Source organism: Mesorhizobium sp. ISC15, from assembly GCF_037162615.1.
GTDB classification, from domain to species: domain Bacteria; phylum Pseudomonadota; class Alphaproteobacteria; order Rhizobiales; family Rhizobiaceae; genus Mesorhizobium; species Mesorhizobium mediterraneum.
Genome location: NZ_JAVSPX010000002.1, coordinates 62,130 through 87,184, shown reverse-complemented (window position 1 = coordinate 87,184; position 25,055 = coordinate 62,130). Strand labels below are relative to the sequence as shown.

Here is a 25,055-nt window from a genome sequence, read left to right as displayed (position 1 = left end):
GTAGATGCAATACCTTTCGCAGGGAGGGCCTGACCATGGCTACTCTCAATCGCGCAGACGTTTACGCCCGCATCACTGAGGAGATTGTCGCAGCTATCGAAGCTGGCGCCGGCGAGTATGTCATGCCTTGGCACCATAATGGCTCCTCGACAGCGCGGCCCGTCAACGTCGCCTCCGGTAAGGCCTATCGGGGCGTGAACACACTCGCCCTGTGGGTCGCTGCGCAAAGCGCCGCGTATCCGACAGGCCTCTGGGGAACCTATCGCCAGTGGCAGGCGCTTGGCGCTCAGGTGCGCAAAGGCGAGCGCTCCACGACGGTCGTTTTCTGGAAGCAGGCCGGCGGTGACAGCGACGAGGATGATAGCGGCTTGGATGATGGGGCTGAGCGCCGCCGCTTCTTTGCTCGCGGCTATTCCGTGTTCAACTGCGCGCAGGTCGATGGCTACGAGCCGGAACCTATTGCTGCGTACTCAGAAGAAGAACGCGTCGCCCATGCCGATGCTTTCTACGCCAACCTTGGCATCAACACCGTCTATGGCGGCAATGAAGCCTATTATTTGCCATCGGCTGATCGGGTCCATGTCCCAAGTTTCAGTTTATTCAGGGATGCTGCGTCTCATTATAGTGTGCTTTTTCATGAAGGGCTCCATGCCACGGCAGCCAAACATCGACTTGATCGCGATCTATCCGGACGGTTCGGCTCCGAGGCCTATGCCATGGAGGAGATCATTGCCCAAGTAGGATCATCGATGATCCTCGCAGACCTTAGTATTGCGGCGGGTCCACGACCTGATGATGCCTCGTACATCTCAAGTTGGCTAAAGGTCCTGCGCAATGACTCTTCCGCTATCTTCACCGCCGCCAGCAAGGCTCAACAGGCGGCCGACTGGATGCATGCTCGGCAGCCATCCAGCCAGGTCAGCGCAGCGGCCTGACAGACAGTTCAGCGGCGGGCGCCGTTGCCGCGCGCCGCTGCAATGAAGCCAGTTGCCCTTCGGCAACCCTTGCTCTGTGCAAAAGGGCAAGGCTCTCGGTTGCCAACTGTCGCTTTTCTTCGGCGTGCCGACGGGCGTCCGATCGCAGGAGCGCAATTTCTGCTTCCATCTCTTGCACTCTTGCAGCCAGATCCTTGGCCGGCCCCGGTGCCTGCGAAGCTGCCTCGATTTCATCGAGGATGTCGCGGTGTGTCGTGTAAAGCGGATTGCGGCTCTTGCCTGCCTCCCGTGCAACGGAAGCCGGACTGATCCGCACTACGCGACCCTGATGATCTGGGTGGCGTCCTTCGCCGCGGGCCAGACGAGCAAGAGCAGCACGATAGGAACGGGCAGCAGACATTGCTGACGGCGACCGCGGATCAGATGTGCTCATCATCTCCTCCGATCCTGTTCAACACGTATTCGCACTGGTCGATCGCTTCTGTGAGAACGGCGGCCGTCATCGGATTGGCACCCGGCATCAAGGCTTCATTGCGGGCGCGCCGGTCCCGCCAATACGGTGCATGACGCGCCTCGATCACCATGTTGGCGCACCCCAGGCAGACCGATGGGCTCCGGCCTGCCTCGCTCGGCGCAACTTCGCCGCCGCATCGGCTGGTTTCCGACTGGAAGACACACCAGCCGTAGTCACAGGCATGGATCCGCAGGTCCGTTTCCTTCAGCACGAACTCTATGTAATCGCGCCTCACTTGCTCGCCGGCGCGCCCCCGGAAGCGCTCGTTACCCGCGACAATCCGTTCGCCCATCCGTCCCGCGAGCCGGTCGCTCACCAAGAGCCTTCCCATTGCTGTTGCTGTCTCTTCGCGGCTTTCATGGTCGATGAGCTGATGAAGATCGAAGTCGCTGCCGACATATCCGCGCGCGGTCATCGCGACCGATGCGTGCTTGTAATGCTCGGCCAGACCGAGGAGCTGCGATCGGTCTTTACGCGCGATGAAGCGCGCGAAGGTTTTGCGGAACTGGTGAGTGCTGAAGGGCCAAGGCTTTCCTTCATGCAATGGCACTCCAACATGACGAGCAAAATCATTGATCCGCCAGCCGATGTGCATCTGTGTCACCGGTACGATCTCGCCGTACTGCGTATTTTTCACAAGGAAGAGCTCGCGTCTGCCCGACGCCTCCCGGAACGGCTCGCTCAATTGCTCGAGCAGCGCGACCGCTGTCACGACAGGTTCTGGAGCGATCCAGCGCTCCAACCGCCCGCCATGCTGGTCGACGGTCTTGAAGAGCCTGGCCACGACATAGGCCTGCTCGACGCCGGTTTCGCCGATGGCGCGGAACTCGATTGCGCCAACCTCCATCGAGAGGATTTCGCTCACGCGCATCCCGACGAAGCCGGCGATGACGATGTAACAGGCCTCGGCGAGATGGGTGGCGGCGTGGCGTACGGCATAGGCGCCGAGCAGTGCTTCACCGGCGGGGCCTGTCAGGTTTTCGGCGTGCAATGCTTTTCGAACCTGATCTGAAGCCTGCCTCTTCGTCCCTCGTGTCAGCCCATCTTCTTGGGCTTCGCGACGGATGTTTTCCGCTTTCACGATAGTTGGGCCATGCTCTTCGACCCATTGCAAGGCGATGTTAAGCAAAGAGATTGCGATGGCGTCGGGGATGAAGGGAATCGCGCCTTTCGTTGCCGGCGTCAGTCCCGCCGCTTCGTAGGTTGTTTCCAGCGGTAGGGGATCGATCAACGGTGCATCTTCGAGCTTTGCGCGTTGCCGATAAAGGTCCTTCAGCACCACCATGTAGTTGACGATGGTGTTGGCGGTAATGGGCTTTCCGCCGTATCCCGGCCGCGTCAAAAGCCAGCCACGCAACCGCTCCACCGCCGCGGCATCGATGCTGCTGAACGTCTCCAGTCCATCGATCGCCATCCACCTGATCATGGCTTTCAGAGGGATACTCTTGCGCTGCACCGTGCTTGCCGAAAGTCGTTTTCGACCTGTCGGCGGATTGACGATCATGGACCAGAGGAACTGCTTTGCTGCAACGTGGAGGGCAATCCAGGCCTTTGTGCTGATCAGCGCTTCCTTCGGTACCGGCAGCATCCAGCCTATTCTGTTCTGATCGGCGCGCCGGCCAGCCGTTCGGATATCAAGCCGCCATTCGTTGTCGCCAAAGCGGCTCCACGGCGACACCGCTGCATCCATCCACGTTGCTATTGAGGTAGCCTTATCAAGCCGCGCTTTCATTCAATCACCGGCAAAGCTGGCGCCGTCATGCCAGACGCCGCAAGGTGCAGTTCGGGAGAGAAGCGCGACAGGATGTCGTTCTCGAGGATTTCCAGTTTCGGTGCATAAAGAAGCCTCCACCGGTCTGGCGCCAATGCCTTGCGCGCCGCAACGAGGGCATCCCGGGTGGACAGCAAGCGTGCCAAAACGTCCGGATCGAGCGGGATCACAGCATTCGGGCAGGTGAAGCAGCCAAGCCAGGCCGTGCAGAGACGCCCTGCCTTCTGACCTTCTGCGACACCTGCCAGAGGATCGCTGCAGGTGAACCCTGCGGCAGTGGCGTGTCGGGCGTTGATCGGCTTCGTGTCGAGTTCGATGTGCTTGTGGCCATCATCCGCGCCTCGAACAACGTCGACGAAGCGGGTTTGAAGATTACCGATGATCCGTTCTTGCATCCTGCGTACAATCGGCCGATCGACATATCGCTGCGTCGTGTCCGGCGTGGCGTGATTGGCGAGTAGCTGAGTTTTCAGGATATCGTGGCCAAGCGCCTCATGCGCCAGTGTAAGTCCCGTTGGGCGCAATGCCGCCAAGGTCAACGCAAGAGGCGCGCCGCTCTCATCAGCAAGCCCATGGCGCTGGGCGAACAGCCGAACATGTTTGCTCATCAGATAGCCGGGTATCAGCTTGACCGCCCGCGTGCCGTTTATGCTTGCCGCCAGGAACAGCCGATCGTGATCTTTCGCAGTGACATGCGCCAGCAGTGGTGCTGTCATCGCCAGAACGCGGTCGATCAGGTTCGGCACCGAGAGGCTCTTGTCGCGTAGGAAGCTGCGCCGTTGCATCCGACTGGAACGGCCCTTCGCCCAGGTCATGACCTCGCGTCCATCGAGCAGCAGATGCTCGCTCATACAGTCCCGCCGCAGCTCGCGAAGCGCTTCAGGGTTGGCATAGCACTGAGCGCCGATGGCGATCATGTAGGGAATGAGCGTTTCGGGCAGGGTATGAAGATAGCTGGCGAGCTTCTGGTTGCCACCGTGTCTGAGCGATGCGAAGTGAAGCCGCCAGCGGCCCGTGCCCCTCTCCAATGTGACGTTCTGCGGAGGAACGAGACCGCCATAGTGCTCAACGATGACAGCAAGCATCACGCCGAGATCATCGAGATCGAGGCGGCTAAGATCGTACTCCCGCGCGATGATCTTACGATCGACTTGCGAGAGCAGAGCTTGTCCTGTTTGGAAAGTCGACCAGCTCTCCTCGATATCTCTCCTGGCCGCGACTAGCACCGCTTCCATTTCCGATCGGTTCAAGGCGTCACGTGGTCGCGTCTCTGCGTTTTTCCGAGGAAAGGCGTTGAACGGAATCTCCAGATTGGGAGCCACGAACTCTGGCCGGTACCGCTTCAACCAGCGGACCATTTGCTTGAGCACCGACCAGATGCCGTGGCGCGTGCCTTTTGTCCACGATTTGGCATCGAGCCATGCGATGAACGATCTTAACACGTCCGAAGTGACCTCACACATTGAGACGAGAGAGGGCATTTGCTCATCCAGGAATCCGAACCAGCGACGAAGTAGGTGGAAGGCGCTCTCCCGCGTTGCAGCGCTGTGGCCCGCATGATGTTGTCGGAAGGCGAGTGCAATTTCGGCGGCGACCCCAGGCCTGTTGCTATAGACCGAGAAGTCGAAGCTGCGCTCCAGCTTGCCGTCGGGATCAAGGAAGTTGACGATCAGAGAACCAGGAACGCCCGCCAGCGGTAGCGGTGATGGCGCGAGCCGATAATCCTTGCGCCGCCGGACCATTATAGAAGGGCCTCGTAAAGCTCATCGACCGATGCCTCGACAAGGGTCAGATCGGTTGCCAGAACGCGCAGGTAAATGGCGGTTGTGGCGAGGTCGGCATGCCCCAGGAGCACCTGCAGGGTCAGGAGCGGATTAAGCTCCTGCTCGTGCTGTGCCCGCCGCTGGAGGAACCGAAGCATCGATGTTGCAAAGGTGTGGCGCAGGGCATGGAAGCTCGCGGTGACGCCTGCGGCCGTGGCAGCTGTGGTGAACATTGCGCCGATACGCCGCGAACTGATCGCGCTCCCGTATTCCGTAAGGAATACCGCGTCCGGTTCCACATAGTCGGCATGTCGCGATCGCGCACGCCGGACAATGATGGTGCGCTCTTCACGCATATAGGCGCGGGTCCTATCGACCAGAGGCGATGGTGGATAAACGGTCCGAGGTTTCCCACCCTTGGTCTCCTCAATCTTGATGGCTGTTAGGGCATCCGAGTTGGATCGCGGCATCGCCCGTTGTCCCAATCCGGCGACTTCCATCCGGCGCATGCCTGTGGAGACGGCCCATTCAACGATCAGTCGGTCCCGTGATCCCAAATTGGCCATGACACGCCGCAGCGTGGCCGGCGAAAGCGGTCTAGGAAGCGTCGGCGTGTGTCGGACAGTCAATTCGTTGACGACCTGCGGTCCACCCGTCGCGTCAACGTGCGCAAGAAAGCCTTGCGGCCGGCTCCGCGACAAGGCCAGTTCGCTCGCAGTGAACGGAGCATTTTCGGTCAGGCCAGCATTGACACACCATCGGTAGAACAGAGCGAGCGTTCTGATCCGGCCATTGATAGTGCTCCTTGCAAATGCTCGCCTCGTATGATCGCTGCGACCGGAAAGCATCCGGTCGCGGTAAGCGGCGATTTCCGCCACCCCGATCACATTCCAGGCCCACTCATTGGCTTCGAGTGTCTGCCACCAGTCGTAGAGAACCTCGCCGTAAGTCCGCCACGTCTGGACGCTGCGCGTCCGTCCTCTCACAAGGGCAACATGCAATAACCAGGCACAGGCTGGTTCAACCAGCCGCATCTCGCGATCGAGCAGCATCGGAACGTGCGGCCGAGGAATACCGTTCGGCGCAAAGTCATCGGTGGTGAACATCAGCTCTGCCAAACAGGTCTCCAATTCGGGCGACCCGCCGCTTTGCGGGGACAGGCCCTCGGGCCCGTCCCCGCAAAGCGGCGGAACAGCGTCCTACACGTGAAAGACTGTCCTGATTCCAGTGCAGGAAGATGACAGAAAGGACGCGATGAAGACGTGACCTAACACGAAATGACCCATTGGGTCGGGTCGGAAAAGCGGCTTGATCGCAACCTCTCCCGTTACCACAAGGATCGCGAGTTCCGGGCCCACGAAGAGCTCGTGGCCGACCTCGGCGGCTGCTTTTTAGCAGCTGACCTCGGCATCGTGCCAGAGCTCGAGCCGCGGCCTGACCATGCCAGCTACCTGGCAAGCTGGCTCGAAATCCTCAGGAACGAGAAGCGATTCATCTTTGCCGCGGCGGCCCATGCCCAGCGTGCGGTCAACTATCTGCATGATCTCCAACCGAATGCGACACAGATCACGGAGGCTGCGTGATGTTGCATTCTCCAATCGTTGCCGGGGGTGGCGTGGAGCCATCCCCCATCCGCCTTCGTGTGCTCAGCCTCGGGGCAGGGGTCCAGTCCACCACGCTCGCGCTGATGGCCGCCCATGGGCATTTCGGCCCGTTGGATTGTGCGATCTTCGCCGATACCGGCTGGGAGCCTGCCGCAGTCTACGAGCATCTTCGCTGGCTGATGTCGCCGGACGTCCTGCCGTTCCCGGTGCATATCGTGTCGGCCCGCAATCTTCGGGAGAGCCTGATTGCTGCTGGCAACGGCAAGAGATGGGCGTCGATCCCGGCTTTCACCCGCACCGTCGACCGCCGCGGCAATGTCTCGATCGGCATGATACGGCGACAATGCACCACCACCAGCAAGATCGAACCGATCCGCCGCAAGGTGCGGGAACTGGCTGGTCTCACGCGCAAACGCTCCCCGACATATCCCGTCGTTCACCAGTGGCTGGGCATCTCGATGGACGAGGTGGTGCGCATGAAGCCGAGCCGGGCAGCGTGGCAACTCAACCGCTTTCCCCTCATCGAGAGCCGCATGACCCGAAAGGACTGTCTCGCTTGGCTGAAAAGCCATGGCTATCCGAAACCGCCGAAGAGCGCGTGCATCGGCTGCCCCTTCCACAGTGACGCCATGTGGCGATCCATGCGGAACAACGACCGGGCGGCATGGGACGATGCGGTGGAGGTGGATCGGGCGATCCGCACCGGCCTGCGTGGCATACGCGGCGAGGTCTTCCTGCATCGCTCCGGCGTTCCCCTCGATGAAGCCGATTTGTCTACAGCGGCCGACCACGGCCAGCTCGACCTCTGGCCGAATGAATGCGAGGGCATGTGCGGTCTGTAATGGTCCCGCCTGGCACGCGTCGGTGGCTTCAGCACACCGGCGCCCCGTAGCCGGCCGAAGCGGCCGCCGTGGCACCGGTCAGTTCCGGTAGTAGCCCGGCGGGCCGGGTCAGATCAGCCGGCCCGTGCCGACGTCCAGCCTAGATGGGTATTTCCATGACCGTGTAGCGGCCATCCATCTTGAAGGGGCGGACGCCGGACCCGGACTTTCGCCATTCGGCCGGTCGTCCTTTGACCGGATAGGAGGCGGCGGTGGCGTCCCTTTCCGGTTGGACGGTCTGTCGTTATGCGATCGCGCCTGACGGGGAGGGGTTTTTGATGGCGCCTCACCGTGGCTACGGTTGTGGTGATCATGCCGGGTTCGCCTGTCGTCTGGCCGCGGTTTCATGGAAGGGCGCACCACCTGCGTCCTCGATGTGGCTGGTCTGACCGAAGGCCGTCTTCGCTTCGCTACGCCTCGTTCTCAAACCCGCAACAGCCGGTCGCGACTTTCTTCCCCTGACGGCTACGCCGCCATTCCGCGCGGAACAAGAAAGCCTCGCCCTGGCTGCCCTCCACTGCGTTGCGTCCCCTGCGGGGTGCGGGCCGATCGCCTCCGGTCTGTCGACCGCCATCGAGGTCGCGATGGTCGCGGCCCGAGAAACTCACGGAGACGACATCATGGCTACCATCGGCACCTTCACTTCCTCGGGCAACGGTTTTGCGGGCACGATCAAGACGCTCAACCTCAACGTCAAGGCCAAGCTGGTTCGCATCGAGAGCCCCTCCGACAAGGGCCCGCACTTCCGCATCTTCTCGGGCAATGTCGAGCTGGGTGCGGCCTGGCAGAAGGTCTCCAGGGAAACCGAGCGCGACTACCTCTCGGTCAAGCTGGACGACCCGAGCTTCCCCGCTCCGATCTACGCCACCCTGATCGAGGTGGAGGGCGAGGAAGGCCTGCAGCTGATCTGGTCTCGCCCCAACCGGGACTGATCGCCTCGACGAGGGCTCCGCCGCAAGGCGGGGCCTTCGGCCTTTCCGAGCGGGCGCCGGCAGGCAGAAGGAGCAAGAAATCTCGCCGCCTGCATCCGAGATGACCATCTGGCCCCGACGGGAGGCCTCATGACCGGCGTGGTCCTGCTGCCACGCCTCGGCCGCCGGTTGGGCTGCTAGGCGTGGGGCTGTTGGCGGCGGCGCTCATTGCGCTGGCCTTCCTGCGCGACTTCTGGCCGCTCTTTGCGGCGCGCCTGGTTCTGGGCTGCGGTGCGGGTCTCATGTTCATCGTCGCCGAAACGGCGCTGAACACTGCCGCAGCGCCAGAGCGGCGCGGCCGGATCACGGGGGTCTACACCGCTGCCAGCGCCCTTGGTTTCGTGTTCGGTCCGGCTCTGATCGCGCTGATGCCCGACCGTCCCGCCGCGCTTCTCCTCGGCTGCGCCGCGATAGCGCTGATGGCGCTGATCCCTTTCGCCGCGGAGAAACGGCGGGTGAGCCGCGCGGTCGCGCCGGGATCGGCGCGCCACATCCTGCCCGCGATCGCAGCCTTTCCCTTGGCCTTCGGCTTTCTCTTCATCGCGTCGATGGTTGATGCTGTCGCCATCAGCCTCATGCCGGTCATCATGCTCGATCGCGGTTGACGTCTCGCAGGCGGCGCTGCTCGCCATCATGGGACGCTGATCGCTGATCGGGCAAGCCTGCGAAACGCGTTGCGGCCAGACAAGGGCGGCAGCGGGCCACCGCTTTTCATCACCCTCTGGACGAGGCGTCCACTCATCGGCCTTCATCAAATTTGCAACGATTGACTTCAATTCGACCGTTGAAGCGGCGGCCGGTCTGATCCCGTCGGAGGAACAAGGGCTGCGGCCCCCTCCCATGCCCGTGTGAAAATCGCTGCCTCCCCGCAATTATCGTCACTGCACAAATCGGCCTTGGACCAGATACCGATAACCAACTTCGCTCATCCAGCGCGCGCGGGCCAAATGGCTATCATAGATGCGTTTGGCGCGTTCCGGGTGGGCATCGACATCGAACCCAAAAATGATCTCGACAGCCTCCCGCCAGGCGGCCCCGTCCCGCGCTGCGTCGAAGAGGCGCAGATAAGTGATCCTGTGGCGCCAGTCGTAATCGGTTATCGCGTCGACATTCGGGGGGCTGTCTTCGTAAGGGGGTATCTCGGGCATGGTCTTATCGTGAAGCGGTGCATTGCCGGGTGAGCAAAGGTGCCACAGGGCTGAATGAGAATGAACCCCCTGTGCTCTTCCTTGTTCGCCGAGGCTCGCTCTGGGCTGGACCGATATCTGCGAGTTCATCGATGATTCATGGCGTTGGCATTGGCTTGTCGCAACGGTTCTACGAAAGCCTCGTTGCACCTATTCTCCAACAGCATTTTCCCAAACTGCCCCATGCGGCGGCCAGGATTGGCCTCGGGTCAGAAGTGCTTGGCTACCGCACTGATATGTCCGCAGACCACGACTACGGTCCATGCGTGCAGATCTTTCACCCGAAGCGGAATTTTCCGAGACAGCCCGGGAGATAATGCGGATCCTGGACCTCAGCTTGCCCGATAGATTCGACGGCTGGTCAGTTCGCTACCCCACCAATGTCCGTCCGTCCGCTGCAGATGCCCGAGAAGGTCTGCTGGGATCAGAACACGGCGTTGAACTATATACATTGTCGGCTTGGTGCGATCGCTTTCTCGGGAGGCAGTTTACAGCTGACATCACCACGCACGATTGGCTTTCCTATCCCGAGCAATTGTTTTTGACCGTGACGGCTGGTGCGGTGTTTCGAGACGAGATCGGCGAACTAAGTGCTCTTAGGGATCGCCTTTGCTACTTCCCACCTGTGTGGCTTTACAAGCTCGCGGCCCAGTGGGGACGCGTCGCCGAGGAACGCGCCTATATCGGTCGAACCGGGAATGCCGGTGACGAGATTGGCTCCCGCGTAATCGCCGCGCGCATGGTCGGAAATATCATGCGGCTCGCCATGCTGGTCGAGCGCCGCTATGCGCCCTATCCCAAATGGTTTGGCGCCGCCTTTGCCCGATTGCCCTGCGCACCCGAACTCAGGGAGACTCTCGAGCAAATCCTGTCAGCTCCGGACTGGCCGAAGCGTGAAGCCGGACTCTTCGACGCTTGCTGGTTCATCGCCGAGCTGCAAATGGCAAGAGGCGTGCCCTGCGCGATTGCTCCATCTGTCGGGTCGCTTCACAACCGACCGTTCCGGTTTGTCGATTCCCTGCAGATCGGCAATGCGCTTCGATCTGCCATAGCGGATGATGAATTGCGAGAACTGCCGGAATTTGGGGCGGCCGACCAGTTCATCAGCAGCAATTTCGTTCTCGCCGTCCCGAAATTCTCGAGAGCAGCGGTAACTGCCTTGCTGGATTTAAAGGCGGAACTCAAGTAACCAACGCAAGCATTGATCTAATCTTGCCCGAACGGCTTGGTCCGCTTCGGGCTCGATCGCGTGGTTCACGGCATGTGCTGCCAAATGGGCGCAAATAGTCCTCAGGCTTCCGGCGGCTGGGCATCGCGGTAGCCCCTTCGCCTCTTGCTCCGCTCGAGGCGGACCAGTGCGCTGTCCGCCTCTTCCGACTGATCGAATGTCTGCACCATCGACTGGCCGTTCGTTCCGATGCGGCCCCAGTTGCGGATGACCGAAGCGCCTCCGAACAGCGTTGGCTGGATCGCCAGCACATAGAAGCGCCGCATGTTTTGTGTCGGGTCGATGCGGCGCAGATGCACGGGTCCCGTTTCCTTGCTCGACATGGCGCGACTCTCGCTCCCTTCGGAAGCGCCGTCCAACGACTTTCCTGAATCGATCCCTGCCGACCGATTCACGCTGCTGATGCGTCAGTCGCACCAGTTCCGCCGGCCGCCGTCCCACCGGCGTGCAAGGCCCTCTGCGATCAATGTCTCGCCGATCGATCGCCCGTTCCTGGTCACGGTTCGCAGCTTTCGCCCATGTCGATCCTCGTCACGCCAGCCGGCCACCAATGAGAACTTTCCTGCATTCAGCAATTCCCGCAACCTGCGCTTGGCCGTCTCGCCCTGTACCCGCTCTGCCTCGCAACGGGGCGGGCTCAGCTCCGGCGTGTCGATATCGGCAATCCTGATCTTCACACCCTGATGCCAGAACGTGTCGCCATCCACCACGCAGGTCACGCGGGGACCATCGCCGCAAATCGGAAACGAAGCCGAAAGCAAGTCCTGTCGCGGCGCCGAGACTAGGGCCGCCACACCCTCGATCCCGCCCGCTTGGCTGAGCTGGTAAGCGCCAAATGCCGCCGCCGCGACGAGTGCGCCGACGACCAACTTCGCAATCGCCGATCCGATTTTCCGACGCGACGATTTCCTCCGATAGACGGACTGTTTCCCGCGCGGCGTCTTCGGCTGCCCGAATCGCAGTCTTTTCTTCTGCCGGAGTCTGACGACGGTTTTCAGAGGGCATGCCTCCCTGCTTGGCTTCCGAGGTTTTCGCAGGATACGGTTTCGATGGTCTTTACGGGCATCGTTCAACTTCCCCGCATCTCAGGGGCCAGAAATGGCCACCTGGGCTGAATCGGATTTGGGCGAGCCGCCTACGGCGGACGGCTCTACTCGCGCCGAAAAAAAGGCGGCGCTCACCGAACCCGCTAAAACGGTTTCGGCGCGTTCGCGTGACGATCCTCTCGCAGCAGGCGTGACGTTCGGGACGAGGGAAGCCTGATCGGCGTTGGGCAAATCAGCCACTGTCACCGCCTTCGCTCCGATGGAACCGGTTGGTTCCGACGCAGGCCTTCATGTCGTCGCGGCGAAACCAGATCGCGCGCCCGCAGCGCAGCGGCGGGTTGCCCGCGGTGAACACGATCTGCTCGTCGGCCCGCATGCGCATGACCTCATGCGGCAGGATCAGCGGCCGGCGGTTGAGTTGCTTGGATCGCGATCGCGACGATCCCTTCATTCCGGAGGAGCGGTTTGTCTGGTCGACCTCGACCGTCGTGTCGCCGCAACGCTTCGAAAGATACTCCGCCGTCTCCGGATCGTTGATCGCCGCGAACGAGATCCAGGATGCGGACTCGAACCATTTCGAGCTGGCGTCGCGGCCGCCATAGGCCTCTCGCATCTGGCCGATCGACTGAAAGATCAGCGTCAGGCTGATGCCGTATTTACGCCCCGCGTCGCGCGCGGTTTCGAGGATGCGCAGATAGCTAAGTCGCGCGACCTCGTCGAGCAGGAACAGGGTTTTGCCGGCGACCTCGCCATTGCGGTTATAGATCGCATTGAGGAACGAACCGATTACCACCCGCGCCAGCCCCGGATGGGCTTCCAGCACCTTCAGATCGAGCGCGATGAAGATATCCGTACGGCCGCCCGCGAGCTCGTCGGTTGAGAAGCCGTCGCCCGAGACGAGGGCGGCATAGTTCGGATAGGAGAGCCAGTGCGTCTCCTTCACCGCATTCGCATAGACGCCGCTGAAGGTCTCCGGCGTCATGTTGACGAAGACCGCGACGTTCTCGCGCACGAAGGCGGATTCCGATTGCTCGTAAATCCGCGTCAGCCGCTCGCGCAGCTTCGGCTCAGGCTCGGAGAGATTGGCGCGGACACGGCGCAGCGTCTGGTCCTTCTTTTCCGTATGCCCTGACAGGCAGACGTCGGCGATCAGAGCAGTCAGGAGCTGCATGGCCGAGGCGCGGAAAAAGTCGTCGCGCGCCGAGGCGGCGCGGGCATTGTCGGTCATGATCCATGTCGCGACCGCGACGATGTCTTCTTCCCGCGTTGCCCCGAATCGGCCGATCCAGTCGAGAGCGTTGAAGCCGGTCGCGGGGCTGGAAGGATCGAGCACGATCACCTTCCGACCGGCCCTGCGCCGGTGATCGACGACCATCGGCGCGACCTCGCTCGACGGATCGAGCACGATAAGACCGCCGCCCCATTTGAGCGCGGTCGGAATTGTCACCGACGTCGTCTTGAAACCGCCGGAGCCGGCGAAGACGATGCCATGCGATGAGCCGAACGACCCGTCGAAGCAAAGTAGCGGAGCTTTGCCGCCCACACCCCATGTCTCCCGTGCGTCGGCCCGGAACGACATGCCGGCCACGCTGTCGCGGTCGACACGATAGCGCTCGCCGATCACGATGCCGCCCGCATCCGCAAACATCCTGGCGGCCTCGGTCATGCCCATCCAGTTTGCCTCCCCATGGACCGCGCGCTTGCCATGGATGCGACGCGGAGCAGGCCTCGCGAAGGCGGCATTGCCCTTCACGGCAACGCGCAGCGCGAACACGCCGGCGACAAATGCGGCGAAGGCGCCGATCGTCGTCGCCGGGTCCGCATATGCGAAGACGGACCGGCCCGCTGGGACATTGCCGGCAATACCTGCAAGGCGGACCGCCTCACGCATCAATGCGATCAGGATCGTCGCCACGCTGCCCGCAACCACGCCCCATCCCGCCGCCTTGATGTTCGCCGCGCCGCTGGCCGCGAACAGGAAGATCACGCCGATCGCGGCCGCCGTCACATAGGGCAAAGTGAGACCGATGCGTCCGAGCATCAGCTTTGCCTGAGCGGTCTTGCCGAAGGCTGCGAGCCAGTGCTCGATGCCCGGCATGAGGATGGTCACCCCGACCATCATCATCGCCGGGATCAGGGCGAGGGCGATCCTATTCGCCGTCACGGCCGAAGGCCTCCGCGCCGATTGCGGTCAGGCGCGAGCGCTCCGCATCGTCGCCGTTGATGCGTGCCGCCGCGTCGATCAGCAGGCCGAGCAGCAGCGCCCGCTTCTCGTAACGGAGACCAGCTTTCGCAATCAGGCCGCCCAGCTCGATCTTCTCGCGCGTATCCTTTTTTCGTGCGTCGGCCGCTTGGCTCCGGCGCATTCGCTCAAGCCTCGCTAGCGCTGCCCGCAGCCGCGCCAGTTGCGACCGTCGCGGGCGGAGCGCCTGCACTCCTGCCCTCACCGGTGTTTCTCTTTCCGGTCGCAGCTCCCTTGCCTCCGCGAAAGCGCCCGGCGATTTCCTCGAACGCCGCCTGAAGCGTGGCCTCCTCGATCTCGATCTCGCCGAGTCCGGCTTTCAACGCGATCCGGCCGATGCGCTCGGCCTCGCGCGTCTCGGCCTGCTTGAGCTGGTCCTGCAGGCGGGCGATTTCTTCACGTATCTTTGATGACGGCTTCTTCATTCCGGTCGCGTCTCCCAAAAGTCTTGTGGCGTTTGTTTCGCCGCAAGACTTTCTCAAAAGCACGTCCGGAGGAACGTGCAGATTTGCACGTCGGCAAGGCCGACACTTTGGAGGATCATCCGGCCGTTCCGAAGGAGCGGCATCCAAGGGCGCAATTATACGTCGCTGGCGCGACGTGTTGCGTTGAGGCCTGACACGGCCCGCCGCTCCCGACGAACGAGGTTCGCATTCGGGAGTTTTCGTCGCCGTGGCCATCGCCCACTTCTCCGTCAGCATCGTCAGCCGCGGCGACGGCCGCAGCGCGGTGCTGTCAGCGGCCTACCGGCACTGCGCGAAGATGGACTACGAACGCGAGGCCCGGACGATCGACTATTCGCGCAAGCACGGCCTGGTGCATGAGGAGTTCTTGCTACCGGCCGATGCGCCGCAATGGGCGCGCAAGCTGATCGCGGACCGGTCCACCGCCGGAGCCGCGGAGGCCTTCTGGAACAAGGTCGAGGCCTTCGAGAAGCGTGTCGACGCGCAGCTTGCCAAGGACCTCACCATCGCCCTGCCGCTGGAGCTCTCAGTCGAACAGAATATCGCGCTCGTCCGAGACTTCGTGGAAAAGCACATCCTGTCGAAGGGTATGGTTGCCGACTGGGTCTACCACGACAATCCGGGCAATCCGCACATCCATCTGATGACGACGCTGCGGCCGCTCACCGAGGACGGTTTTGGCGCCAAGAAGGTCGCGGTCACCGGCGACGATGGGCAGCCGCTGCGAATCAACAGTGGCAAGATCGTTTACGAGCTATGGGCCGGCGGCACGCAAGAGTTTAACGCCTTTCGCGATGGCTGGTTCGAACGGCAGAACCATCATCTCGCGCTCAACGGGGTCGCGCTACAGGTTGATGGCCGCGCCTACGAAAAGCAGGGCATCGAGCTCGTGCCGACGATCCATGTCGGCGTTGGCGCCAAGGCGATCCAGCGCAAGGCAACAGCGGAAGGATGGAAGCCGTCGCTGGAGAGGCTTGACCTGCAGGAGGCGCGGAAGGCTGAGAACCTGCGCCGCATTCAGGCCCGTCCGGAGATCGTGCTCGATCTCGTTACCCGCGAGAAGAGCGTCTTCGATGAACGCGATATCGCGAAGGTGCTGCATCGCTATGTCGACGATCCGGCAGTGTTTCAGCAGCTCCTTGCGCGCATCATCCAGCGCCCGGAGGTGTTGCGCCTGCAGCGCGACACGGTGGCCTTTGCAACCGGAGAAAGGATGCCCGCACGCTACACTTTGCGGGATCTGATCCGGCTCGAAGCCGGGATGGCGCGGCGGGCGATCTGGCTTTCCGGTCATGAGACCCACGGCGTTCCGCAGAGGCTACTGGAAGCGACCTTTGCCCGGCATGCCCGCCTGTCGGACGAGCAGCGAACCGCCATCGACCATGTCGCCGGTTCCGCCCGCATCGCGGCTGTCGTCGGCCGCGCCGGCGCCGGCAAGACCACCATGATGAAGGCCGCCCGCGAGGCATGGGAAATTGCCGGGTACCGGGTGGTGGGTGCTGCGCTTGCCGGCAAGGCGGCAGAGGGTCTGGAGAAGGAAGCAGGGATCGCCAGCCGCACTCTGGCGTCGTGGGAGCTACGCTGGGAAAAGGGCCGGGACACGCTCGATGCCAAGACGGTGTTCGTCATGGACGAGGCCGGCATGGTCGCCTCGAAGCAGATGGCCGGCTTCGTCGAGGCCGTCGTCAGGGCAGGCGCCAAGCTCGTTCTGGTCGGCGATCCGGAGCAACTGCAGCCGATCGAGGCGGGCGCGGCTTTCCGCGCCATCGTCGACCGCATCGGCTATGCTGAGCTCGAAACGATCTATCGCCAGCGCGAGGACTGGATGCGTAAGGCCTCCCTCGATCTGGCGCGCGGCCGTGTCGACCAGGCGCTTGCCGCTTATCGCTCGCAGGGCAGGGTGCTCGGTTCGGAGCTGAAGGCTGAGGCTGTCGAGAACCTGGTCGCCGATTGGAACCGCGACTACGATCCGGCGAAGTCCACGCTGATTCTCGCGCATCTGCGCCGCGACGTGCGCATGCTCAACGAGCTCGCGCGCAAGAAGCTGGTTGAGCGCAGCATCCTCAGTGCGGGCCACGGTTTCAGGACCGCCGACGGCATCCGCCATTTCGGAGCCGGCGACCAGATCGTCTTCCTGAAAAACGAGGGCTCGCTCGGCGTGAAGAACGGCATGATCGGCCGCGTCGTCGAAGCCGCGCCGAACCGTATCGTGGTCATGGTCGGGGAGGGCGATCAGCGCCGCCAGGTGACGGTCGAGCAGCGTTTCTACAACAACCTTGACCATGGCTATGCCACCACCATTCACAAGTCCCAGGGTGCCACCGTCGATCGGGTGAAGGTGCTCGCCTCCCTGTCGCTCGATCGCCATTTGACCTATGTCGCGATGTCCCGTCACCGCGAGGATCTGCACCTCTATTATGGCCGCCGCTCCTTCGCCTTCAATGGCGGTCTGTCGAAAATCCTGTCGCGTCGGAACGCTAAGGAAACCACTCTCGATTACGATCGCGGCACGCTCTACCGCCAGGCGCTTCGCTTCGCCGAGAACCGCGGCCTCCACATTGTCCAGGTCGCCCGAACGATGCTGCGTGACCGGCTTGACTGGACGCTGCGCCAGGGATCGAGGCTCGCCGATCTGGCGATCCGCCTTCGTGCGGCCGGCGAGCGCCTCGGCCTGCTGCAAACTCCGACAATGCGAACGAAAAAGGAGTCCCGCCCGATGGTTGCCGGCGTGAAGCTGTTCCCGATACCCTTAAGCGACGCCGTCGAGCAGAAGCTCGCGGACGATCCCGCCCTCAAGAAACAGTGGGAGGAGGTCTCGACGCGATTCCGTTACGTCTTCGCCGATCCCGAGACCGCCTTCCGGACGATGAACTTCGACGCGGTCCTTGCCGACAGACAAGCGGCATCGCAGACGCTTCAGAAACTCACTATAAATCCGGTATCGATCGGCTCGCTCAACGGCAAGACCGGTCTTCTCGCCAGCAAAGCCGACCGCGAAGCCCGCCGCGTCGCCGACGTCAACGTGCCGGCGCTGAAGCACGACATCGAGCGCTATCTTCAGATGCGTGAGAGCGCCCTGCAGCGGATCGAGGGCGAGGAGAAGACGCTGCGGCAGCGTGTGTCGATCGACATTCCGGCGCTGTCGCCTGCCGCGCGGAGCGTGCTGGAACGGGTGCGCGACGCGATCGACCGCAACGATCTTCCCGCAGCCCTGGGATACGTGCTCAGCAATCGCGAGGCCAAACTCGAGGTGGACGGATTCAACAAGGCGGTGGCGGAACGGTTCGGCGAACGCACGCTGCTGACCAACGCCGCGCGCAATCCGGCAGGTCAGCTCTTCGACAAGCTCGCCGAAGGGCTCCAGCCCCAGGAAAAGGAACGGCTGAAGGAGGCATGGCCGGTGATGCGAACCGCGCAGCAGCTCGCGGCACGCGAGCGCACTGCCGCAACGCTGAAGCAGGCCGACGACTTGGCGCTCTCGCAGCGCCAGACCCCGGTGATGAAGCAATGACGGGGCGCGGTGTCACGGTGTTCCTTGCCGCGACCGGCAGCGTCGTCGGTGCTCTTGCAGTGATCGGTTTTATCGGCGGCTTTCGACTGAATCTCACGCCGAGCGAGCCGCTCGGTATCTGGCGCATCGAGACGCTTCATCGACCCGCCATTGTCGGGGATCTCGTGTTCATCTGCCCTCCGGCCGAGGCGCAGTTCGAGAAAGCACGGCAGCGCGGTTATCTCCGGCGCGGCGTCTGCGCCGGCGGCTTTGCCCCGCTCATCAAGAGTGTCGCAGCACTCCCCGGCCAGCGCGTCGACATCGACAAGGATGTCGAGATCGACGGCGAGGTGCTTGGCTCGTCCCGGGTCCGCAAGACGGACGGGGAGGGCCGGGCGGTCGATCCCTATCCCGGAGGCACCGTGCCGCCGGGCCATCTCTATCTCCACTCATCCTTTGCGAGCTCCTATGACTCCCGATATTTTGGACCGGTACCGGATAGCGGCCTTCTCGGCCTCGCCCGGCCGGTCGTCTCCTTCGATCCGTAACCGCTGGCGTGGGCCGGTCCTGATCGTCTTGTCGATTGTGGTGGGCAAAGTCGGCTGGAGCGGAACTGTGCTGACCCTCCCGGTCGCGATGATCTTCCCGCTGCTCTGGGCGAAGTCGCCATCGCGCGTGGTCGCGGCTGCCGTTTCGGGAGGCTATTTCCTCGCCGCCTCACGCGGCCTGCCGCAGGGTGTCGCGACCTTCTATGCCGCCGATCTCTGGCCTGGCCTCCTGCTGTGGGTGATGGCTTCGGCCTGCTTCGTCACCGTGCATGCGGCGCTCTGGACAAAGCATCCGGGGAAGGGAAGGGCGGTGCGGTATCTGGCGGCGGCGGTGCTGATGGGGCTGCCGCCCTTCGGCATCACCGGCTGGGCGCACCCTATGACGGCGGCGGGCGTGCTCTTTTCGGGATGGGGATGGTGGGGCCTTGCCGCAACTGCGGCCAGTATCGCTATGATGACATCGCGATACTGGCCGGCAGCTGTCATTGCCGTGGGAGGTTTTTGGCTCTGGTCCGCCGCAACGTGGACAGAACCTTCCCTACCGGACGGATGGAAGGGCGTCGATCTCAAACTGGGCCAGAGCCTCGGGCGTGACGGTTCGCTCGAGCATCACCGTGGCCTGATCGCAACGGTGCGCGCACGGCCAGCCGAGGGAAGCCGCGTCATCGTCCTTCCCGAGAGCGCGCTGGGCTTCTGGACGCCAACCGTCGCGCGTCTCTGGCAGGATGGACTGCGCGGATCGGACATCACCGTGATCGCCGGCGCGGCCGCGATCGACGCGGCCGGCTACGACAACGTCATGGTGGCGATCTCCGCCGACGTGGCGGGCATCCTCTATCGCGAACGCATGCCGGTCCCGGTCTCCATGTGGCAACCATGGCGGGCCTGGACGGGACAGGGCGAAGGCGCGCGAGCCCACTTGCTTGCCAATCCGGTCGTCGAACTCGCGGGCAGGAGGATCGCGCCGCTGATCTGCTACGAGCAGCTCATTCTCTGGCCGGCGCTCCAGTCGATGCTGCACGCCCCGGACATCATCGTGGCGACCGGCAACGGCTGGTGGACCGCCGGCACCTCGATCGTCGCCATCCAGCGGGGCAGTGCGGTCGCCTGGGCGAAGCTCTTCAACCGTCCATTGGTGCAGGCCTTCAACACATGAGCACAGGAGAAACCGGGATGGTCGACGCCGCCTTCATTCAGCAATGCGCCGATCGGGCTCTGAAGCCAGCGATCGTCGAGACGTTCATCGAGCGGGCAGGGTCGCAGGACCCGCTGGCCGTCACGGTCCGCTCAGGCAACCGTGTCGTGCTGGTTCCGAAGCCAGCCACGCCGGACGAGGCCTTGGCTTTGATCCGACAGCATGTCGGCCGCAACGTCGTGCGGGTCGGGATCACGCAATATCCGGCCGGCCTCGGCGTCGTGGACGCAGGGGAGCTCAAGCCCGACCTCGTCGATGCCTGCGCTAACATCCGAATGGGCACGGCGCTGTTCGCCAAGGTCTATCGGATCGTCACCAAATGGTACGGCAACCCCACCGACAAAGAGGTTCTCCCACAGGTTTTCGACGACGCCGTCATTGCCTGGCAGACGGGCTACTTCGAGGGCACGGCGGTGTTTCGGGCGCCGGACCCCGCAGAGGTGACGCTGGCCCAGCCGACGCCGCCGAGTGAAGGTGAATCCGCCGAGCAGCGTGGCGACAAAACGGCGGCTGGCGGAACCGATCCTGCGCGTGAAGCCGCGACCACCGACCCGAATAAAGCAGGCATTCGGATTGACCTGTCGGGTATCGGCGCTCGTGAAAAATAGGAGCCATCGCAAATAAACGATCAATAGATTGTCCTTGCTCAGTTGGCTGTCAGCTTTGTGACGGCCTCCGGCGTGTTGGCAATCTGCCCGAGAAACGCGCCTCCACCCAGCCCGCGTTCAGCTCCCGGAAATTGTGTCTTTGGGGCCATCCAGTCCGATATAGTAGGTAGTTGTCATCATTTCCCTCCTGTTGTCGTGGCAGTGAATATCGTACCTGCCGTCGCATTCTGGCGGCCGCAGGTGACGCGCACCTGGGCGGAAGGAGCACGGGGTCAAAAGGTCTCAGGGCCGAGTCATCTCGGATCCGAACCCCGGCTAGGGTTCAAAGGGTTCGTCGTCAGCGGGGGCGTACCGCAGCCAAACCTAAGGGGACTGGAATGGAATCGGACGACGCGACGTTGAAGGAAAAATTCGAGCTTCGGCCGATAGTGGGGCTCACGAGCGGACTTCCCCCGACCGACCTGGAGACCCTCACGATCGACGCCATCCGAACCCACCGGCGTCTGGTGGACAAGGCCGATCAACTTTTCCAGGCATTACCTGAGGAGTATAAGTCACGAAATGTGATCGGCGGCGCTCGGCATCTCTGTTACATCGAGGCCAGTATGGAGATGCACGCGCAGATGAGCGTTGTGAACACGCTGATCAGCATTCTCGGCTATATCCCGAAGGCATCGGTGAACTGAGCTTCAGATCAACTTTCTGCGGATGGCGAGGGCAGTCAGGTGCGTCGTTGTATGGACGTCGAAGCGCTTCTTGGTCTCGGCAAGTTTGACGCGTACGCTGTTGTACTTTACTCCCTCCAGTTCCGCCACTTCCTCCATCGTTTTGCCGACGGCGATCCAGCGAAGATAGGTGGCCTCCTTGGGGTCAAGATAGGCAGCCCTTTCGACGCTGGGCGTTGCCTGCAGGAAGGTGATGCGGGCATGGAGCTGGGCGACCGCCGTTGCCGCGGCAACGGCGTCGATCTCCCGGTCGAGTTCGATTGTCAGCTTCTCCGAGGCCAGGGTGAACATCGACATCGAACCGTTCGCCGTTCTGACGGGGATGGTTATGCCGGAGCGGATGCCGAAATCAGCCGCGTGCGCGTAAAACGCGCGTTGGGCTTTTGAAAGCCGCGGCCTCTCCTGATCGCCGCTCCACGTGAAGGTCCGCTTCATGGTTTTCGCGCGTCCTACGACCGGATCGAGCGCAGAATAATTTCGTCCGAAGTACACTGACTGCCACTCTGGATGATAGTTCGAAATCGCGAGCGTATGGCCGGGCTGGATGTTGAGATAGGCATACCCGCCAAATCCGATCTGTTCAGCCAGGCCAGCCAGAGCATCCTTAAGGTTGCGTTGATCGCCTTCGACAGCGGTAAGGTCAGTCAGCTTATCCAGCCAGTGCTGCATTCGTTTTCCTCCCTGAACGCATCGGCGATTTCGTGTGATCCCCCGATGGCCAGTCAAGGCGGCGAGAACGGGCCTTCAACTCCTCATGAGGTGCGCCCGCTACGATCGGTTCGGCAAAGCGGACCAGCCTTCACACCGGATCACTTCGTTCCGACGTAGGGTCGTTCCGGCGTAGGGGACATTTGCCATGCTCAGTTCGCATGACCGACGCAACAACCGTGTTCAGCCTCTCCAGCGGGTCGCCGGTATTCGATCCTCTCCCGTGCCGGCCAAAATCGAGTTGATAAAAACGTTGATCAAGGACGAGAGCACGATAGGATACGAAGGCTAGCGAAACGAAACGAAAGCAGCGCCTGTAAGCCATTGATTAAGAATGGAAAAATATTTCTCCCTCCGCCGGGAGACGAAAGTGATTTCAAAGAAATATTCAAGCGGTTGGCCGCGGCGGGTGCTGGTAGGCCATTGGGCAAGACGGGTTTCCTGCAGGCCCATGGACGCCCGAGCTTCTCGCAGAGGCGATTTCACAGATCGATTCCAACCGGACTGGGGTCGATCTGCGAACGGTGCAGCTTTGGTTTCAAGAGAACGAGAAGGGAATTAGCACTGCCAATATTCGTTGGCTGGCGAGGGTTTTTGGGTGCGATGATCCGGTGGCAACAAGCGAATGGCAGATGGAGCTTAGTGGGGCGCAATCGCGGTTATCGGCCAAGAGACGAGAAGGGAAGAGAGCCGGAAGCAGCGTTGCACAGGAGATTCCAGATACAGCACTGGCTGCGACCTTCGATGACGACTCAGCGTCTCCGGCAGAGCTAAAACGGGATACTGACGCCAAGGGGCCGAGGCGGCGTTTTAGTTTGGCGAGGAAATCGGAGGCGTTTTTTAGTCACGGATCTCCCCTGAATTTACCGGCGTCGGTGTTTGCGGGTGTCACCGCTCTTGGGTTTTTGTCGTATATTACGGGGATTCACAGCGTGACATATGGCCGGGCGGATGGCGTCGTCAAGCAGGTTGGGTTTCTTTGGACAGCGAATTGGACATTCGTCTTCATGGTATTTTTGCCACTGTTTTTTGCCTTCGTGACCGAGCTAGTGACCTTTTGGAAAGATGAAGGCCGCCCAAAGCTTGTAGCGCAGGGCGACAAGATGAAAAGCGACGATGCCTGGGCGCGCAGCGTAGAAGCTTCTTCGTATTCATATTGGGCGGTTTTTTTGATTTGTGTGCTGTTCGCCGGTCTTTTTCAGTGGATCGGCGTGTGTTTGATCCCGTTGATGCAAGGCGCTGGCAACTATGCGACGGATTGGGGCTCGTTAGCGATTGTGCGCCCTGAGGTCATATCGGTGCCGGAAGCGGTCGTATTCACGGGGCTCGCTTACCTATACATGTGCCTGTGCTTTTATCTGTTCTTCGTAGGGCTCATTTTGCTCTATACGGTGATCCATGATCTTTGGAGAATTGGAGAAGAAGCGAGTAATCGGCCGGAGGTGGATTATCAACACGAGCTCAATGAACCCAGCCTCAGGGTTATGCGTGGGATTTTTCGGTGTACTGTTTTGGGGGTTCTGATTGCCATAGTCATGAAGGTCCAGAGTGCTTACCTGACATCGGGTGGAGAGAATATTGTGGCTTGGTTGGTCGGCGATATGTCTTCCGCCTTCTATGGGCGCAATGATGTGAGCGCCGGGATCAGCTATCGTAGGCCGACCCATTACAGCAGCCTTCTTATCGCTATTTCGACCTGTGTTGTATTTCTGTACGGCTCCATCCGTTTAGGGGTCGAACGTCGGTTTTGCATGCCTTTGTGGAGGATGTCAGCGATCGTAGCGTTACTCGTGGCTGGCTACTTGCTGATCGATGCATTTGCTGGCTTTTCGATCCTTCTAGGCATTGGAGTGCTGCTCGCGATATACAGCCTGGTTGATCCAGGGTTTGGTCGATGGCGAGCAAGTGAGTTAGGAAACAATCAGAGTGTATCATAGCTGGCTTGATCGTTGGGATGAGCGGCGGGCGCGACGCGGTGAGGAAGGGAAAAAAACAACGGATTTCGTCCTTGACGCGGAACGCGCCTTTCCAGGTGCGAAGAAGATAACAAGTATCGAGGGGTTCTGTGCCCTTGCGGACCAAGCCGTGGCTGATCCAGCCTTTTTCGATGAGCCGAGTGTGAGTGATCAGGGTTTTGAAAGACTAGATGGGTGGCTCAAATTTCCATCGGACATTTTTACTGATATCGAACAGAACAATGTCGTCCCGGCGAAAATCACAGAAAGCGGGTCGTTCAATCAGGCGATGGTGATTTTTCACCATTGGAATGCAAGCGCCCGGAATCGTCAGATTGCCAACTTTTTCTCGCAGAGTGGCATCACGGTTGTCGAGATTGCTATGCCTTATCACTTCGAACGCAGCCGTCCCGGCTCCGTGCACGCCGACTATATGCTTAGCCCTAATCTCGGTCGAACGATCCAATCTGTTAGGCAGGCAGTGTTGGATGGGCGAAAACTCATACGTTGGCTGAAAAGCGAAGGCTATCGTGAGATTTCGGTTCTCGGAATGAGCTTAGGTTCCTGGGTTGCGGCCGTAGTCGCGGCACACGACTTGTCTGTGTCAAAAGCCTCGTTGTTTCTGACGGCGGGGAGTCTAGCGGATATGGTTTGGACGGGTCGCGCGACACGATCGATACGCGATAGCCTTGAGCCTGAGATTGAGCTGACCGATCTCAGAAGGGCCTGGGGTCCACTTGACTTGGAGAATTACGCGCATAGTTTGGCACGGCCTGGTCTCGATCTTCAGGTTGTGTTGGCCAAGAGAGACAAAGTGGTGTTGCCAGAGCTATCGGAGAGGTTCATGCAGATGCTGAAGGACGCCGGGGCTAGGCCAAATATTTTGGAATTAAACTGTGGTCACTATTCGCTCGCCATGCCGCCTTACATTTTGTTGGCCGGTTTGAGCTTGAAGCGGTTACTAACGCGCGGCCGTTGAGCGGTTTCTGTCGTCTGCTGACAAGTCGGCCCGGCGAGCATGAGTTTGGCGTTGGCCGGTCAGTTCACCAGCAAATTCTCTGGTAGGCGTCACGACACGATCAGGCCGCCCTGGACTACATGACCAGGCTCGAACAGGACATGTTCGAAGTGTCGAGCGCCACTGTCAATCATAGCGCCACCCTGGGCTCAGATCGATATCGCGGCATCCCGCACTAGTTCATCTTCGCGATCGCTCTAGG

General features: G+C 61.5%; 22 protein-coding genes and 1 pseudogene. 13 read left to right on the top strand and 10 right to left on the bottom strand.

All coding sequences use genetic code 11. The features are described from left to right. The first annotated feature begins 35 nt into the window (after nt 1-35). Nucleotides 36-935, top strand: coding sequence for an ArdC family protein (locus RPG13_RS33285; protein WP_292721428.1), 900 nt, complete (start codon nt 36-38; stop codon nt 933-935). A 419-nt stretch (nt 936-1,354) separates the two neighbouring features. Here the strand turns inward: RPG13_RS33285 and RPG13_RS33280 are convergent, their stop codons facing one another. The 3 genes from RPG13_RS33280 to RPG13_RS33270 form a co-directional block, all read right to left on the bottom strand. Continuing rightward, entirely contained in the window at nt 1,355-2,953 is a 1,599-nt protein-coding gene (locus tag RPG13_RS33280; RefSeq protein WP_337126748.1) for a hypothetical protein, read from the bottom strand. A 224-nt stretch (nt 2,954-3,177) separates the two neighbouring features. After that, nucleotides 3,178-4,962: a site-specific integrase gene (locus RPG13_RS33275; protein ID WP_337126747.1), complete on the bottom strand. Its 1,785-nt coding sequence runs from the start codon at nt 4,960-4,962 to the stop codon at nt 3,178-3,180. After that, nucleotides 4,962-6,035, bottom strand: a complete 1,074-nt coding sequence (locus tag RPG13_RS33270; protein WP_337126746.1) for a tyrosine-type recombinase/integrase — start codon at nt 6,033-6,035, stop codon at nt 4,962-4,964. Before RPG13_RS33270 ends, RPG13_RS33275 begins: the two co-directional genes overlap by 1 nt. A 219-nt stretch (nt 6,036-6,254) precedes the next feature. On the opposite strand from RPG13_RS33270, the pseudogene RPG13_RS33265 reads away from it, so the two are divergent. The 4 genes and pseudogenes from RPG13_RS33265 to RPG13_RS33250 form a co-directional block, all read left to right on the top strand. After that, nucleotides 6,255-6,566, top strand: a pseudogene (locus RPG13_RS33265) (zincin-like metallopeptidase domain-containing protein); the annotation flags it as partial. After that, a complete protein-coding gene (locus RPG13_RS33260) occupies nt 6,566-7,429 on the top strand; it encodes a hypothetical protein (protein WP_128290226.1) in 864 nt (287 codons plus the stop codon). The pseudogene RPG13_RS33265 and the gene RPG13_RS33260, both read left to right, overlap by 1 nt. 659 nt (nt 7,430-8,088) lie before the next feature. After that, nucleotides 8,089-8,400, top strand: coding sequence for a DUF736 domain-containing protein (locus RPG13_RS33255; RefSeq protein WP_095482589.1), 312 nt, complete (start codon nt 8,089-8,091; stop codon nt 8,398-8,400). Nucleotides 8,401-8,591: 191 nt separating this feature from the next. After that, a complete protein-coding gene (locus RPG13_RS33250; protein WP_158302486.1) occupies nt 8,592-9,044 on the top strand; it encodes an MFS transporter in 453 nt (150 codons plus the stop codon). 273 nt (nt 9,045-9,317) lie between these two features. Here the strand turns inward: RPG13_RS33250 and RPG13_RS33245 are convergent, their stop codons facing one another. Further along, entirely contained in the window at nt 9,318-9,587 is a 270-nt protein-coding gene (locus RPG13_RS33245) for a DNA -binding domain-containing protein (protein ID WP_095482587.1), read from the bottom strand. 301 nt (nt 9,588-9,888) lie between these two features. Between RPG13_RS33245 and RPG13_RS33240 the strand changes: the two genes are divergently transcribed. After that, on the top strand, nt 9,889-10,815 hold the full coding sequence (locus RPG13_RS33240) for a DUF4037 domain-containing protein (RefSeq protein ID WP_095482586.1): 927 nt from the start codon (nt 9,889-9,891) through the stop codon (nt 10,813-10,815). A 101-nt stretch (nt 10,816-10,916) separates the two neighbouring features. On the opposite strand, the gene RPG13_RS33235 is transcribed toward RPG13_RS33240, so the two are convergent. The 5 genes from RPG13_RS33235 to traC all read right to left on the bottom strand — a co-directional run bounded on the left by RPG13_RS33235 (nt 10,917) and on the right by traC (nt 14,567). Next, nucleotides 10,917-11,177 carry a WGR domain-containing protein gene (locus tag RPG13_RS33235; protein WP_095482585.1) on the bottom strand — a complete coding sequence of 87 codons (261 nt, stop codon included), beginning with the start codon at nt 11,175-11,177 and terminating at the stop codon, nt 10,917-10,919. Between the two features lie 84 nt (nt 11,178-11,261). Next, a complete protein-coding gene (locus RPG13_RS33230) occupies nt 11,262-11,657 on the bottom strand; it encodes a thermonuclease family protein (protein WP_245329715.1) in 396 nt (131 codons plus the stop codon). A gap of 475 nt (nt 11,658-12,132) precedes the next feature. Then, on the bottom strand, nt 12,133-14,064 hold the full coding sequence (gene traG, locus RPG13_RS33225) for a Ti-type conjugative transfer system protein TraG (protein ID WP_095482584.1): 1,932 nt from the start codon (nt 14,062-14,064) through the stop codon (nt 12,133-12,135). After that, a complete protein-coding gene (gene traD / locus RPG13_RS33220; protein WP_164895829.1) occupies nt 14,051-14,266 on the bottom strand; it encodes a type IV conjugative transfer system coupling protein TraD in 216 nt (71 codons plus the stop codon). The genes traG and traD overlap by 14 nt, the downstream gene beginning before the upstream one ends. A 4-nt stretch (nt 14,267-14,270) precedes the next feature. Then, complete coding sequence (gene traC, locus RPG13_RS33215) at nt 14,271-14,567, bottom strand: conjugal transfer protein TraC (RefSeq protein ID WP_095482583.1); 297 nt, start codon at nt 14,565-14,567, stop codon at nt 14,271-14,273. A gap of 247 nt (nt 14,568-14,814) precedes the next feature. On the opposite strand from traC, the gene traA reads away from it, so the two are divergent. The 5 genes from traA to RPG13_RS33190 all read left to right on the top strand — a co-directional run bounded on the left by traA (nt 14,815) and on the right by RPG13_RS33190 (nt 21,133). Further along, entirely contained in the window at nt 14,815-18,117 is a 3,303-nt protein-coding gene (traA, locus tag RPG13_RS33210) for a Ti-type conjugative transfer relaxase TraA (RefSeq protein ID WP_095482582.1), read from the top strand. Continuing rightward, nucleotides 18,114-18,644: a conjugative transfer signal peptidase TraF gene (traF, locus tag RPG13_RS33205; protein ID WP_095482581.1), complete on the top strand. Its 531-nt coding sequence runs from the start codon at nt 18,114-18,116 to the stop codon at nt 18,642-18,644. Before traA ends, traF begins: the two co-directional genes overlap by 4 nt. Beyond that, a complete protein-coding gene (locus tag RPG13_RS33200; protein ID WP_095482580.1) occupies nt 18,565-19,800 on the top strand; it encodes a conjugal transfer protein TraB in 1,236 nt (411 codons plus the stop codon). Before traF ends, RPG13_RS33200 begins: the two co-directional genes overlap by 80 nt. A 17-nt stretch (nt 19,801-19,817) precedes the next feature. Continuing rightward, the gene (locus RPG13_RS33195; protein ID WP_095482579.1) at nt 19,818-20,447 is read left to right on the top strand and encodes a TraH family protein; all 630 of its coding nucleotides are present in this window, start codon (nt 19,818-19,820) and stop codon (nt 20,445-20,447) included. A gap of 377 nt (nt 20,448-20,824) precedes the next feature. Then, on the top strand, nt 20,825-21,133 hold the full coding sequence (locus RPG13_RS33190; RefSeq protein ID WP_095482578.1) for a transcriptional repressor TraM: 309 nt from the start codon (nt 20,825-20,827) through the stop codon (nt 21,131-21,133). 3 nt (nt 21,134-21,136) lie between these two features. Here RPG13_RS33190 and traR read toward each other — a convergent pair whose 3' ends face one another. After that, a complete protein-coding gene (gene traR, locus RPG13_RS33185) occupies nt 21,137-21,841 on the bottom strand; it encodes an autoinducer-binding transcriptional regulator TraR (RefSeq protein ID WP_095482577.1) in 705 nt (234 codons plus the stop codon). Nucleotides 21,842-22,302: 461 nt separating this feature from the next. On the opposite strand from traR, the gene RPG13_RS33180 reads away from it, so the two are divergent. Continuing rightward, nucleotides 22,303-23,817: an RcgA family putative transporter gene (locus RPG13_RS33180; protein ID WP_442921405.1), complete on the top strand. Its 1,515-nt coding sequence runs from the start codon at nt 22,303-22,305 to the stop codon at nt 23,815-23,817. Next, complete coding sequence (locus RPG13_RS33175) at nt 23,807-24,814, top strand: alpha/beta fold hydrolase (RefSeq protein ID WP_095482575.1); 1,008 nt, start codon at nt 23,807-23,809, stop codon at nt 24,812-24,814. Before RPG13_RS33180 ends, RPG13_RS33175 begins: the two co-directional genes overlap by 11 nt. The last annotated feature ends 241 nt before the right edge of the window (nt 24,815-25,055 follow it).